The 13,334-nt window shown below is 47.3% G+C and carries 14 protein-coding genes; 9 read left to right on the forward strand and 5 right to left on the reverse strand.

All coding sequences use genetic code 11. The features are described 5' to 3' along the window. Window positions 1-221 precede the first annotated feature (221 nt). A complete protein-coding gene (slp, locus tag QUE34_RS21170) occupies window positions 222-788 on the forward strand; it encodes an outer membrane lipoprotein Slp (protein WP_001057453.1) in 567 nt (188 codons plus the stop codon). A 155-nt stretch (window positions 789-943) separates the two neighbouring features. Continuing rightward, a complete protein-coding gene (locus QUE34_RS21175; RefSeq protein ID WP_000478615.1) occupies window positions 944-1,474 on the forward strand; it encodes a helix-turn-helix transcriptional regulator in 531 nt (176 codons plus the stop codon). 60 nt (window positions 1,475-1,534) lie between these two features. Here the strand turns inward: QUE34_RS21175 and chuS are convergent, their stop codons facing one another. Continuing rightward, a complete protein-coding gene (gene chuS / locus QUE34_RS21180) occupies window positions 1,535-2,563 on the reverse strand; it encodes a hematinate-forming heme oxygenase ChuS (protein WP_032303986.1) in 1,029 nt (342 codons plus the stop codon). Between the two features lie 48 nt (window positions 2,564-2,611). Next, entirely contained in the window at window positions 2,612-4,594 is a 1,983-nt protein-coding gene (chuA, locus tag QUE34_RS21185) for a TonB-dependent heme/hemoglobin receptor ChuA/ShuA (RefSeq protein WP_032303987.1), read from the reverse strand. A 682-nt stretch (window positions 4,595-5,276) separates the two neighbouring features. Here chuA and shuT point away from each other — a divergent pair. From shuT to QUE34_RS21215, 6 genes are read left to right on the forward strand one after another with little or no spacing between them, the layout of a single operon-like run. After that, on the forward strand, window positions 5,277-6,191 hold the full coding sequence (gene shuT, locus QUE34_RS21190) for a heme ABC transporter substrate-binding protein ShuT (protein ID WP_001328192.1): 915 nt from the start codon (window positions 5,277-5,279) through the stop codon (window positions 6,189-6,191). Between the two features lie 19 nt (window positions 6,192-6,210). Then, window positions 6,211-7,548, forward strand: a complete 1,338-nt coding sequence (gene hutW / locus QUE34_RS21195) for a heme anaerobic degradation radical SAM methyltransferase ChuW/HutW (protein ID WP_032185376.1) — start codon at window positions 6,211-6,213, stop codon at window positions 7,546-7,548. Between the two features lie 12 nt (window positions 7,549-7,560). Then, window positions 7,561-8,055, forward strand: coding sequence for a heme utilization cystosolic carrier protein HutX (hutX, locus tag QUE34_RS21200; protein ID WP_032185377.1), 495 nt, complete (start codon window positions 7,561-7,563; stop codon window positions 8,053-8,055). After that, a complete protein-coding gene (chuY, locus tag QUE34_RS21205) occupies window positions 8,055-8,678 on the forward strand; it encodes an anaerobilin reductase (protein WP_000189351.1) in 624 nt (207 codons plus the stop codon). The genes hutX and chuY overlap by 1 nt, the downstream gene beginning before the upstream one ends. A gap of 48 nt (window positions 8,679-8,726) precedes the next feature. Beyond that, on the forward strand, window positions 8,727-9,719 hold the full coding sequence (gene shuU / locus QUE34_RS21210; RefSeq protein WP_000910402.1) for a heme ABC transporter permease ShuU/ChuU: 993 nt from the start codon (window positions 8,727-8,729) through the stop codon (window positions 9,717-9,719). Next, window positions 9,716-10,486 carry a heme ABC transporter ATP-binding protein gene (locus tag QUE34_RS21215; RefSeq protein ID WP_032303988.1) on the forward strand — a complete coding sequence of 257 codons (771 nt, stop codon included), beginning with the start codon at window positions 9,716-9,718 and terminating at the stop codon, window positions 10,484-10,486. The genes shuU and QUE34_RS21215 overlap by 4 nt, the downstream gene beginning before the upstream one ends. 51 nt (window positions 10,487-10,537) lie before the next feature. On the opposite strand, the gene QUE34_RS21220 is transcribed toward QUE34_RS21215, so the two are convergent. The 3 genes from QUE34_RS21220 to hdeA form a co-directional block, all read right to left on the reverse strand. After that, window positions 10,538-11,185: an MgtC/SapB family protein gene (locus tag QUE34_RS21220; RefSeq protein WP_001296814.1), complete on the reverse strand. Its 648-nt coding sequence runs from the start codon at window positions 11,183-11,185 to the stop codon at window positions 10,538-10,540. A gap of 63 nt (window positions 11,186-11,248) precedes the next feature. Further along, the gene (gene hdeB / locus QUE34_RS21225; RefSeq protein WP_001298717.1) at window positions 11,249-11,575 is read right to left on the reverse strand and encodes an acid-activated periplasmic chaperone HdeB; all 327 of its coding nucleotides are present in this window, start codon (window positions 11,573-11,575) and stop codon (window positions 11,249-11,251) included. Window positions 11,576-11,690: 115 nt separating this feature from the next. After that, on the reverse strand, window positions 11,691-12,023 hold the full coding sequence (gene hdeA, locus QUE34_RS21230) for an acid-activated periplasmic chaperone HdeA (RefSeq protein WP_000756553.1): 333 nt from the start codon (window positions 12,021-12,023) through the stop codon (window positions 11,691-11,693). A 254-nt stretch (window positions 12,024-12,277) separates the two neighbouring features. On the opposite strand from hdeA, the gene hdeD reads away from it, so the two are divergent. Then, on the forward strand, window positions 12,278-12,850 hold the full coding sequence (gene hdeD / locus QUE34_RS21235) for an acid-resistance protein HdeD (RefSeq protein ID WP_000965671.1): 573 nt from the start codon (window positions 12,278-12,280) through the stop codon (window positions 12,848-12,850). Window positions 12,851-13,334 lie beyond the last annotated feature (484 nt).

The following is a 13,334-nucleotide window of genomic DNA, read 5'->3' on the forward strand; positions in this document are numbered from 1 at the left end:
CATTGAATAAAAATAGATTTTATGTACCTTTAAAAAAAGGCTATTTTATGGGGCGATGGATACTCATGTCACGCCCCAAAATTAACAGAATTAAACTAAACAGAAGGGATATAAACATCAGACAGGTTTACGTTACTATCAGGCATATCGCCTCAGAATCAGATGAAAACTATAAAGAAATATCTATTATGGTTTTAATATTTGTTGATAAGGATAGTAACATGAACATGACAAAAGGTGCACTCATCCTCAGCCTTTCATTTTTGCTTGCCGCATGTAGTTCAATTCCGCAAAATATCAAAGGCAATAACCAACCTGATATTCAAAAAAGTTTTGTTGCTGTTCATAACCAGCCGGGGTTATATGTTGGTCAACAAGCGCGCTTTGGCGGGAAGGTTATCAACGTTATCAATGGTAAAACGGATACGTTGTTAGAAATCGCTGTATTACCGTTGGATAGCTATGCGAAGCCTGATATTGAAGCCAACTATCAGGGCCGACTGCTCGCCAGACAAAGCGGCTTCCTTGATCCAGTGAACTATCGTAATCACTTTGTTACCATCCTCGGTACCATTCAGGGTGAACAACCTGGCTTTATCAATAAAGTCCCGTATAACTTCCTGGAAGTGAATATGCAGGGCATCCAGGTGTGGCATTTGAGAGAAGTGGTTAATACCACCTATAACCTGTGGGATTACGGCTATGGTGCATTCTGGCCGGAACCGGGCTGGGGCGCGCCTTACTACACCAATGCGGTGAGTCAAGTAACACCTGAGCTGGTCAAATAACACCACCGAGAGATGCAGATGCTTTCTCAGCATCTGCATCATGCATTACATCAAATTAATACACAGCCAGCTAACTATTATTATTATAAGCCCTGTCCTGTTAATTACCTTTGGCAAACTGATTATAAAGTTAATGTCCGCACCAGGAGTCGGTTATGTTTCTTATAATTACCAGGGATACGATGTTCTTCACTGCGATGAAAAACATTCTGAGCAAAGGTAATGTCGTTCATATACAGAACGAAGAAGAGATCGACGTAATGTTGCATCAGCATGCCTTCGTCATTATTGATACATTAATGAATAATGTATTTCATTCTAATTTGCTCACTCAGATTGAACGATTAAAACCTGTCCATGTGATTATTTTCTCTCCCTTTAATATTAAACGCTGCCTGGGGAAAGTACCGGTGACCTTTGTTCCGCGAACTATCACCATCATCGACTTTGTCGCACTCATCAATGGCAGTTACTGCTCTGTGCCTGAAGCGGATGTGTCCCTTTCGCGCAAGCAGCATCAGGTTCTGAGCTGCATTGCGAATCAAATGACAACGGAAGATATTCTGGAGAAACTGAAAATATCGCTAAAAACGTTCTACTGCCATAAACACAATATCATGATGATCCTCAATCTTAAGCGGATCAATGAGTTGGTACGCCATCAGCATATTGATTATCTGGTGTGATCGATTGATTAATATAAAGAGGCCCAGCAATAAATAGCCAGACCTCCCTTTAATTATACGTTATGCAGTAACGCCTTCCGGTATCAGCGAAGCAATTTGCTTACGCCATTGCGCTTGCTCCTGTTCGCCTTCTGTACGTTGACCATAAAGTTGCGCTATCTGCGTACCATCATGGGCAAACAATTCCAGACTGGTCACATAACCGTCACTAGCAGGTTTACGGGTTACCCAGGTTTCAGCAATGCTCTCTTCTAATAGATGAAGAGTAAACGTCGGGTTAAAAATATTCAGCCAACCTTTCATTGGCACCACTTTTTCTACCACGCCAGTGAAAATCTGTACGCAGCCACGGTTGCCAACAAACACCATGATTTCATTGCCATCCTGCTGTGCAGATTCAAGAATTTGCGCCAACGCACTGTTGGATACTTTGCAGGCCAAATCATCTGCCACCAGATTGAACGCCTGTTGGCGCGTCAGGTTGTGGCGCTTGAGCAACGTAAAAAACTGATGAACGTCGGTCATCGCCCGCCACTCTTGCTCGACCACACTGGCATCGGCTCGCTTTTGAACAACTGGCGCATCAACGGCTTTTAACTCAAGCGGCGTATTCTCATCGGTGATAAACCGTGCCAGAAGCTCACTCCATGCCGCCATATCGGTATTGTCGGTGGCATAAACTTTTAGTAATGCATCGCCCTGATGATCAAAGAACTGAATACTCTGGCGTTCGCCACGAGTCGTATTTTCTTTGATGTGGAAAACACTGGCCCATTGATTGAGAAACAGACGCAAATCCAGCGCGCGCGGATTGAGGATCAATCCGGCATGTCCGTTTAAATGCTGGTTTGTGAACGCACCAACTTGCTCATGGACTGCATATTCATTACGACAAATACATTTGGTCTCGCCAACACTTTCGAGCGCCGCCAGAATGTCACGGATATCGCCGCACATCCGCCACGCATCGTGCGTGACGCGCGCAAATGCCAGTTCTGCTTCGCTAATATTCATTAAACCTGCGATGTCACGCGCGTACTTTCCGGGATTTTGTTCTTTTAACTCAAGCCAGCGTGTGTAGTGGTTCATTGTCTCTCTTCCTTCCAGATAAATGCCCCGAAATATCGGGGCAGATGATTACCATTGATAACTCACGAAAATTTTTCCGTTACGACCATCCTGTGGGATGCCTTGCGGCGACCAGTACTCTTTGTCGAAGGCGTTGCCCAATACCAGAGTAGTGGTCATACCTTTGAGCGCCTGCTGCCCTTGATAACTGACGTAGAAATCATTCACACCATAGCCAGGTTGTTTGCTGTAACTGCTGCTGATATGTGTTGAGCGATCGGCAAACGTACCGACCCAACCAACAGAGAAGCCACTGTGAGCGATCGGAATATTCAGGGTGCTGGTAACGGTATCCGGGTTAATACTGGAAATATATTCCCCGGTATCGGTGTCTTTGCCGCGGGTACGGTTATAGGCCACATCAAGGCTAAACAGATCAGTGGTATATTTCGTCATCACATCCCAGCCCCAGATTTTGGCGTTCGGGACGTTATACGACATAGTTGTCGCAGCCGCGAAATCGACAGTCGTGGAGATGTAATCCTTCGCTTTGGTATCAAAGTAGCTGGCTTTAAATTCCAGGGCATCATTGGACAACATCAGGTCATCAAAACGCAGCCCAAAACCGTACTCCTGAGTTTCGTTAGTTTCCGGACGTAAGTTCGGGTTTGGCACCCAATAGTTGGTATAGAAGCTACCAATCGAGAAGTGCTTAGAATCGTTATACATTTCGCCCATCGTCGGGGCGCGGAATGCCTGGGCATATGAGCCAAATAACATCAGCCAGTTGGTCGGGTTGATAGTCATCCCCGCACGAGATGACCATTTGTCAGCATCAACATCTTTGTAGCCGTCGCTGCTACCGTGATAACTGTCATAGCGGGTTCCGCCAAGCAGGGTAATCGGCAGATCGCGTAAGGTGATCTCATCCTGTAGCCAGCCAGAGCTAAAATCGATTTTTGCTTGCGGAAAGCCCGTCGTCGCGCCGCCCGGATGTTGTTCCTGACGATAATACTCACCGCCATATGTCAGTAAGTGAGAAGCGAAACTGTCGGCAAATAGAGTGGAACGGTTCTCCAGCCTGGCTCCTTTTGTTATCTGTTCACGATACTCGCCGGAACTCCCCGTGTTTTGCGCATTAATACGGACTTCCGACCAGTAAATTTTTGCATCTGCATTTAACCAGTCGTTGCCCTGCGGGGCGAGTTTATAAGAAAGCTGCGCATCGCGTTGAATTGTTGAACGATCAACCATCGGGTTGCTGCTTTCAGAAGCCTCAACGGTCTGCGGATTTTTTGGTTCACGCGCGTCGTTGTTGTAGTAACGCACTAAACCGCTCAGAGACTGGGCTGAATCAATTTGCCAGGTCCCTTTCGCCAGCATGTTATTAATGGACTCGTCATTCGGCGCGGTTTCACCATTGCTCTGGCGTAAATCACCCCGATCGCGACTGGACCAGGCCACAATACCATCCAGATTTTCAGTTCGCCCAAACGCGCTCGCGCCTAATCCCAGGCTATGGTCCCCCGTGCCACCAGTACCAAAGACACGAAAACCACTACTTTGTCCTTCCTGCAATAAATCTTTTGCATCGACCGTATCGTAGGAGATCACCCCACCCAGCGCGCCACTGCCATACAGTAATGCTGAAGGTCCGCGAACAATCTCAACACGCTTGATCAGCGCCGGATCGAGAAAAGTACCATTCAGGTGTCCGGTATCCGTTCCCTGGCGAACACCATCGACAAGAACCAGCACGCCGCGATGATCATAGCCACGCATATTTACATCCTGACCGTTGGTTCGTCCGGTACCATCAAGAGTAATTCCAGGAACATGACGCAGCAGATCGGTGGCTGAAGTAGCCGTTTGATTTTCAGGAGCGGAAGTGTCGATGACGCTGACCATCATAGGCGCTTCGAAGGAACTACGGGCATTCCCCGTTGCCGTAATGGTCATGGTTTCAGTAGCAAAAGCAAACGTTGGCAAGGTGGCAGAAACAGCCAAAGCCAACAAACTCAAACGCAACGAGGTAAATTGCGGACGTGACATAGCGATTCTCCATGAGGAAAATAAAAAATGCTGGCTGCCTGGGTTAATACCGGGGTGGCTTGCGAGAAATAAATTTATTTAAAATTCAGAGCGATAATATTCGCCGGGTGAGTTTACAGGCGTTTATATCCCATGAAATTGCCTGGTATCTCGGCAAATACGCAAAAGCACGCCCTCTTTATCAGGCAAAACGATATGCCCCATCAGGAGTGAAGAGCGCTGTGCGTTATCCCTTGCAAATGCTATGGTTTTGTTATCCATATGGTCGTGTTTTGTTAAGCGCGAACGTGATAATGAGAATTATTATCGATCAATTTTTTATGATCAAGCTTTTTTTAACCGCCATTAACACAATAAACAGGGGGTTATGAAACCTATCCTGCGCCCTGGAAACCACTTTGTTTTTATGGTTATTCCCCCATAACCTCATCACTAAACTTTGTCGTTAACAGTGATAATTTTCTCTTCTCTTTGCTCTGCAAGCCGCGATATCTCTGGGTTCTCAGCTTTTTCCCGCGCTGAAATTTAGTCGGTAACAAGAACGTTAGCTGACGAAGCATCTTGATAAAAATCAAAAATAAATACGCTTGTAACGCCTTGCGTATTGAATCGACGGTTGTATTTCATATATAACTCAAATGATAATCATGATCATTCTCAATTTGATAAGAGTTCTCATATTATGCCAAGGATCATCACCAGGCCGTTTCTTTTTTCCCCACTGACGTTATGTATTTCAGCCGTGGCCTCTGCCGCGAAGACCGCGGTAAAACGAAAAAAATTGTTTACGGCAGTACTGGCTCTTAGCTGGGCTTTTAGCGTAACGGCTGCCGAACGTATCGTGGTCGCAGGAGGATCGCTGACGGAGCTAATCTACGCGATGGGCGCTGGCGAACGCGTGGTTGGTGTCGATGAAACGACATCTTATCCACCAGAAACCGCCAAACTGCCGCATATTGGCTACTGGAAACAACTCAGCAGCGAAGGCATTTTGTCACTTCGCCCGGATAGCGTAATTACCTGGCAGGATGCCGGGCCACAAATTGTGCTCGACCAACTACGAGCGCAGAAAGTCAACGTCGTCACCCTGCCGCGTGTGCCTGCCACCCTTGAGCAGATGTACGCCAACATTCGCCAACTGGCAAAAACGCTACAGGTTCCTGAACAAGGCGAGGCGCTGGTGACACAGATCAACCAACGCCTGGAGCGAGTACAGCAAAACGTGGCGGCCAAAAAAGCCCCGGTTAAAGCCATGTTTATTCTCTCCGCAGGCGGAAGTGCGCCACAGGTTGCCGGTAAAGGCAGCGTCGCGGACGCCATTCTTTCGCTTGCCGGAGCAGAAAACGTCGCAACCCACCAGCAGTACAAAAGCTACAGTGCAGAATCACTGATTGCGGCTAATCCAGAAGTGATTGTCGTAACCTCACAAATGGTCGATGGCGATATTAACCGGCTACGTTCTATTGCCGGAATTACCCACACTGCCGCATGGAAAAACCAGCGCATTATCACCGTTGATCAAAACCTGATTCTGGGAATGGGTCCGCGTATTGCTGATGTCGTTGAGTCTTTACACCAGCAGCTTTGGCCACAATAAATGGATTTAAATCAGACGAATGAACACAAATAACCCCCTGGATCTCACGCCACATTTTGCTTTAGACGGTGATCAGCCATTTAAAGACAGGCGCGCCATGATGCCGTTTCGTGGGGCCATTCCAGTTGCCAAAGAGCAACTGGCACAGACCTGGCAAGAGATGCTCAATCAAACGGTATCACCACGTAAGCGACTGGTTTATCTACACATTCCTTTTTGTGCAACACACTGCACGTTTTGTGGTTTTTATCAGAACCGTTTTAATGAAGATGCGTGTGCTCATTATACCGACGCCCTGATTCGTGAAATAGAAATGGAAGCGGACAGCGTATTGCATCAGTCTGCCCCCATCCACGCGGTCTATTTCGGTGGCGGCACGCCTTCCGCGCTTTCGGCACACGATTTGGCCAGAATTATCACCACATTACGAGAAAAGCTGCCACTGGCCCCTGATTGTGAAATCACTATCGAAGGCCGGGTACTGAATTTTGACGCTGAGCGAATCGATGCTTGCCTTGATGCAGGAGCAAACCGCTTCTCAATTGGTATTCAGTCGTTTAACAGCAAAATCCGTAAGAAAATGGCCCGCACCTCGGATGGCCCAACCGCCATTGCGTTTATGGAAAGCCTGGTCAAACGCGACCGTGCTGCGGTGGTCTGTGACCTTCTGTTTGGCCTGCCGGGTCAGGATGCGCAAACCTGGGGAGAAGATCTGACTATTGCCCGCGATATCGGTCTCGACGGCGTCGATCTCTATGCGCTCAATGTCCTGCCCAATACACCGCTGGGCAAAGCCGTGGAAAATGGGCGTACTACCGTGCCCTCTCCGGCAGAACGACGCGATCTTTATCTGCAAGGGTGTGACTTCATGGACGAAGCTGGTTGGCGCTGTATCAGTAACAGCCACTGGGGCCGTACCACACGCGAACGCAATCTCTATAACCTGCTGATTAAACAAGGTGCCGATTGTCTGGCCTTTGGTTCCGGAGCCGGCGGTTCGATTAATGGTTACTCCTGGATGAACGAACGCAGTCTTCAGACCTGGCATGAATCCGTCGCGGCAGGCAAAAAACCGCTGATGATGATCATGCGTAACGCCGAACGTAATGCGCAATGGCGTCATACCTTGCAGTCAGGTGTTGAAACAGCGCGTGTACCGCTGGATGAACTTACGCCACATGCCGAAAAACTCGCGCCGTTACTGGCTCAATGGCACCAAAAAGGCTTAAGCCGCGATGCTTCAACTTGCCTGCGGCTGACTAATGAAGGTCGTTTCTGGGCAAGCAATATTTTGCAGTCTCTTAATGAACTAATTCAGGCACTTAATGCGCCAACGATTGTGCGTGAAAAACCATAACAGGAGTGATTTATGAGCCATGTCTCGTTACAAGAATTTTTGAAAACGGAGCCGGACGGTACGCTGGAGGTGGTAGCCGAACAATACAACACCACACTGCTGGAAGTAGTGAGAAATCTACCCTCCTCTACCGTAGTGTCAGGCGATAAATTCGATACTGTCTGGGATACCGTCTGCGAATGGGGCAACGTCACCACGTTAGTACATACTGCCGATGTAATCCTCGAATTTAGCGGCGAACTGCCTTCGGGTTTCCATCGCCACGGCTATTTCAACCTACGCGGAAAGCACGGCATGTCCGGGCATATCAAAGCAGAAAACTGCACACATATTGCCTTGATCGAACGTAAATTTATGGGCATGGACACCGCATCCATTCTCTTTTTCAACAAAGAAGGCAGCGCAATGCTGAAAATCTTCCTCGGCAGGGATGACCATCGTCAGCTCCTGAGCGAACAAGTCAGCGCCTTCCATGCTCTGGCAGCATCGTTAAAGGAACACGCCTGATGACGCCGTGGCTACTCTTTGGCGCAGGCGGAAAAGGTGTGGGTGCCAGAACGCTTGAACTGGCGCTGGCGGAACAACGTCCGGTCGTTGCTGTCATTCGTCATGCTGATGCCGCCACGAAACTGGCGCAACAAGGCGTACAGGTTTTTACAGGCGACGCCTGTGATGCCAGCGTAGTCGCGGCTGCTTGCCGCGCAGCTGGCCCGGATGCGCTTATCATCTCAACAATGGGCGGAGCTCAGGATTATCTGGCACACAGAACAGTGATTGATGAGGCCGAAAAGGCCGGCATCAGTCGCATGATTCTGGTGACCTCTTTGGGATGTGGCGATAGCTGGCCGTTTTTATCGGAGCGGGCAAAGGCTGCGTTTGGTCAGGCGGTACGGGAAAAAACGCTGGCGGAAAGCTGGTTGCAAACCAGCCAGCTTGATTACGCCATTCTCCGCCCTGGCGGTCTGCTTGATGGTGCGGCAACGGGCAAAGCACAACGGATACAAAATCAGGAGTGTCATGGTTTTGTTAACCGTGCCGATGTCGCCGCACATATCCATGAACTGGCAAATGCGCCAGCACTTAACCAGCAGGTCTACAGTCTGATTGAACCGGACCTGAAACCGGCGTGATCCCCCGGCGCGGAATCTCCGCGCCGTAATGTCGTAACGGAGTTTTGCGTGCTCAAGGATTCACTCTCTTCCGCCAGGGTCTTTATGGGGCTATCACTATTATTGCTAGCTCTGGTGCTGTTCGGTGCCAGTCAGGGAGCGTTAAAGATCAGTTTTGATGCCCTTTTTGATGAGGAATACCGCGATATCTGGCTCAATATTCGTCTACCACGGGTTTTGCTGGCGGTGCTGGTAGGTGCAGCGTTGGCAACCGCCGGGGTAATTATGCAGGGGCTTTTTCGCAACCCAATGGCTGACCCTGGATTACTCGGCGTCAGTAGCGGTTCTGCATTAATGGTTGGCGTTGCTATTGTGCTGCCCTTTTCCTTCCCAGTGGTGCTGGTGCTCTATGAGCAAATGGTGTTTGCCATTGCCGGAAGTTTAGTGGTCTGCACCATCATTTTTCTCATCACGCAGCGCCATCGCGATGGCAGCATGATGCAATTATTACTCGCCGGTATCGCCATCAATGCCCTGTGCGGCGCAGCGATCGGCATCCTGAGCTATATCGGCGATGAGCAGCAGCTACGACAACTCACATTGTGGATGATGGGCAATCTTGGACAGGCGCAATGGCCGACGTTATTGGTTGCCAGTTCATTCATCCTACCGGCCATTATTGCAACAACTTGTCTCGCCGGAACGCTGAATTTACTGCAGCTCGGTGATGAAGAAGCCCACTACCTCGGCGTGAACGTTAAGCGTAAACGCCAGCAATTACTGTTAGTGAGCTCACTGCTCGTTGGTGCCGCCGTATCGGTAAGCGGCATTATCGGCTTTATTGGCCTGGTGATCCCGCATCTGATTCGTATGACTACCGGGGCAAATCACCGCTGGCTAATCCCTTGCTCCGCCCTCGCCGGAGCCTGTTTATTGCTGATGGCAGACACGCTTGCCCGCACACTGGTACAGCCAGCAGAAATGCCCGTGGGATTATTAACCAGCCTGCTTGGTGGCCCTTATTTTATGTGGTTGATTCTGCGCAACCGGAGGATCACATGATCAGCGCCCAGAATCTGGTTTATAGCCTTCAGGGGCGGCGTCTGACTGATAATGTCTCGCTGACTTTTCCCGGTGGGGAAATTGTTGCCATTCTCGGCCCTAATGGTGCGGGAAAATCTACGCTGCTTCGCCAGTTAACCGGCTATCTTCAACCTGATAGCGGCGAATGTCGGTTGTTTAATAAGCCATTAAATGAATGGTCGATTACTGAACTGGCGAAACACCGGGCCGTGATGCGTCAAAATAGCCACATGGCGTTTCCATTCAGCGTACAAGAAGTTATCCAGATGGGGCGGCATCCGCATCGTACTGGTAATCAGGATAATGAAACAGCACAAATAATGGCGTTATGTGACTGTCAGGCGTTAGCAAACCGCGACTATCGGCAATTATCCGGTGGTGAACAACAGCGCGTGCAATTAGCGCGCCTGCTGGTGCAACTCTGGGAACCAACTCCCTCACCGAAATGGTTATTTCTTGATGAACCAACTTCGGCGCTGGATATTCACCATCAGCAGCACTTGTTTCGTTTATTACGCCAGCTAGTTCACGAACGGCAGTTCAATGTTTGCTGCGTATTGCACGATCTAAATCTTGCCGCGCGTTATGCAGACCGTGTTGTATTAATGCAAAAAGGAAAGGTTATCGCAAATGGTAAACCGCAGGACGTATTGACACAGCAGGCGCTGACAATGCTCTACGGCGCGAATATTACCGTACTTAAAGATCCTGCCAACCATTCACCACTGATCGTCCTCGATCATTAAAACCAACAGGAGTACCGCTCTGGTACTCCTGCGAATAAATAACTATATAGATTAGCTAATTGAAACGCCTTTCACCCCTGCCATACCTTTTAATAATCGCAACAGATCTTCTATCGACGTCGTGGCATGAAGCTGGATATCAATGGCGACCACTTCATGATCTTCATTTTCCTGCAACGAAACTAAATCCGTTTTTATTTTTTGCTGCTTAAACCAGTCGAGCATTGATACCGTATTACCGTTCACTAATGTCAGCTGTAAATGGTAATTTTTATTCATCAGGCGGAAGGTTAATTGATGGAAGACTTCCAGCACCAGTAAGGTCATCACTGAACCATAAATGCCCAGTTCGTACATACCGCTACCAATAACCATACCAATGGCGGCGGTCACCCAGATATCCGCTGCCGTCGTCAGACCTACAATATTTTGGTTACGAACGAGAATGTTACCTGCACCGATAAACCCGACGCCCGTCACCACCTGAGCAGCAATACGGCTGGGGTCCAGTCCGACGTGATCTAAAGACAGCACGTCAGCAAAACCATATTTCGAAACAATCATAAACAGGGCGCTTCCCATGCCAATTAATACATGTGTGCGTAACCCTGCTCCTTTGCCGCGCATTTGCCTTTCCATGCCAATAGCGCCACAGGCAATTGCCGCGAGTATAAGACGTATAATAAATTCTGCTGTCATATAAAAATGCAAAAAGGAGCAGCAAGATGGCTCAACTTGCTACTCCTTTTTACTTGTGCCCCATTAATTCGGCAAGTCATTAGATGCTTGATTTTTGAAAGTATACAAATTTTTCTGCGGATTTTTTTTGCAGTATTCGATCACTTTAGGAATTTGAGTAAGATCGGTTTCATTTAAAGTAACAGTATCACCACCTTTATAAACTGTTTCTTCATGCAGCATCCACCACGCAACCGGTGTCATTGCTTTTGGATTCAGATCAATAAATTCCTGGCAAGTCATATCTTTAGCGGATTCATTGGCTGCCAGCGCAGATTGTGCGTTCACCAGTGACAAAGCCGCTACAGCGCCCATAAAAATAAACGCTTTACGGAGAGATGAAATATTCATTTTGTAACCCATTCAATATAGAGATTAAATATGAACAGAAGGAATAGCTGCTTTTGAAGAAGGTATTCCTACCTGTTCAATATGCAAGGAAGTACGATGTAACGTATTCCCGGAATTACATATCTTTCTTAACTTTGTCCCATTCGCTTTTAACTTTATCTTTAAAGTTGGCTTGTTTATCCTGAGTACAAGCCTGAACGATCGCTGGGGTTACGGTTGCAATACCCTGAACATCTAAAACCGCATCTTCTGGTTTATCTTTATTGTTCAGTGCTTCAGCAAAACCAACTGCAGTTGGCTGGAAGGATTCGTCCACAGCCAGAAAATCTTCACAGGTCCAGGTGTTGACCGGTTTTTTGTTATCAGCTGCTTTTTGTGCATCCGCTGCATTGCTGACCACTGGCAGAAGAAGCAGACCACCAAGAATAACGCCTAATACTTTTTTCATCGTAATATCCTCAACTATAAAGTGAAAGAGCCGTCACGAATCAATTTCGACACTGAGGTTATAACCTGGTTTTCTGTATATGTCATGTTGATGGAAAATATCAAAATCAGATATTTTTATTTCAATACAATGAGTTACAGATGCATCTGATACTGTAATTAGGAAATTTTTATTAAATCGACTGCATTCTTAGACGCGTTTTTGGCATAGATTGATAGCAGGGGATTTTCTTCTTAATTTTATAGGGTGGTTCTATGTTATATATAGATAAGGCAACAATTTTGAAGTTTGATCTGGAGATGCTTAAAAAACATCGCAGAGCAATCCAGTTTATTGCCGTGCTGCTGTTTATCGTCGGGTTGCTGTGTATCAGTTTTCCGTTCGTCTCTGGCGATATTTTAAGCACAGTAGTGGGTGCATTATTAATCTGCTCGGGCATTGCGCTTATTGTCGGGCTATTCAGCAACCGCAGTCATAATTTCTGGCCGGTATTATCCGGTTTCCTCGTCGCAGTCGCCTATTTATTGATCGGCTATTTCTTCATCCGCGCACCGGAGCTGGGCATTTTTGCCATTGCGGCATTTATTGCCGGTTTGTTCTGTGTGGCAGGAGTTATTCGCCTGATGAGTTGGTATCGTCAGCGTTCAATGAAAGGCAGTTGGCTACAGCTCGTTATTGGTGTGCTGGATATCGTCATTGCCTGGATATTCCTTGGTGCAACGCCGATGGTTTCTGTAACGCTGGTTTCCACACTAGTGGGAATTGAACTGATATTTAGCGCCGCTAGCCTGTTCAGCTTCGCCAGTTTGTTTGTTAAAAAGCAATAATTATCCCTATTGCCACCTGGATCATAGTCACTTGATGTGACTATGATCCAATTAATACTCTCTCCGCTACACAGCATTTTAGATCAATTGCGCGCTATCATTGAAATAATTACCTGCTGATGAGTATTTCAACCTACTGAATTTTATCTGATTTTTTTCATTGCATGGCAAATTAGCCATTTCAAACATTATCATGGCTGATATTTTCCGTAGTCAGGTTTAATGTTTTAAAAGTGCTGTGGGAAAGTGAACAAAGAGTTCCGTAAACGTTGATGCTATGGGCGGTTAAATAAGTAATCCGGGTTCATTTTTTTGCAACTGGCGTTGATTACATTGCATAAATATCCGTGTCTCCAGACGCTATATAAAAACCTGAAGACATGAATGAGTTATTTACTCAGGTAATTTCAATGCGTTAAAAGAAAGCTGGCAATCCAATTGCCAGCTTAAGTCGAAACAAGGAGACTCGATATTTAAATCGGAT

This window comes from Escherichia sp. KS167_9B (assembly GCF_030295215.1).
Lineage (GTDB): Bacteria > Pseudomonadota > Gammaproteobacteria > Enterobacterales > Enterobacteriaceae > Escherichia > Escherichia coli_F.

Coding starts and splice junctions, on each gene's coding strand:
- QUE34_RS21220 (WP_001296814.1), bottom strand. CDS start 11,185: ATGACAGCAGAATTTATTATACGTCTTATACTCGCGGCAATTGCCTGT.
- chuA (WP_032303987.1), bottom strand. CDS start 4,594: ATGTCACGTCCGCAATTTACCTCGTTGCGTTTGAGTTTGTTGGCTTTG.
- QUE34_RS21175 (WP_000478615.1), top strand. CDS start 944: ATGTTTCTTATAATTACCAGGGATACGATGTTCTTCACTGCGATGAAA.
- chuY (WP_000189351.1), top strand. CDS start 8,055: ATGACGCCGTGGCTACTCTTTGGCGCAGGCGGAAAAGGTGTGGGTGCC.
- hutW (WP_032185376.1), top strand. CDS start 6,211: ATGAACACAAATAACCCCCTGGATCTCACGCCACATTTTGCTTTAGAC.
- hutX (WP_032185377.1), top strand. CDS start 7,561: ATGAGCCATGTCTCGTTACAAGAATTTTTGAAAACGGAGCCGGACGGT.
- hdeB (WP_001298717.1), bottom strand. CDS start 11,575: ATGAATATTTCATCTCTCCGTAAAGCGTTTATTTTTATGGGCGCTGTA.
- chuS (WP_032303986.1), bottom strand. CDS start 2,563: ATGAACCACTACACACGCTGGCTTGAGTTAAAAGAACAAAATCCCGGA.
- slp (WP_001057453.1), top strand. CDS start 222: ATGAACATGACAAAAGGTGCACTCATCCTCAGCCTTTCATTTTTGCTT.
- QUE34_RS21215 (WP_032303988.1), top strand. CDS start 9,716: ATGATCAGCGCCCAGAATCTGGTTTATAGCCTTCAGGGGCGGCGTCTG.
- shuT (WP_001328192.1), top strand. CDS start 5,277: ATGCCAAGGATCATCACCAGGCCGTTTCTTTTTTCCCCACTGACGTTA.
- hdeA (WP_000756553.1), bottom strand. CDS start 12,023: ATGAAAAAAGTATTAGGCGTTATTCTTGGTGGTCTGCTTCTTCTGCCA.
- hdeD (WP_000965671.1), top strand. CDS start 12,278: ATGTTATATATAGATAAGGCAACAATTTTGAAGTTTGATCTGGAGATG.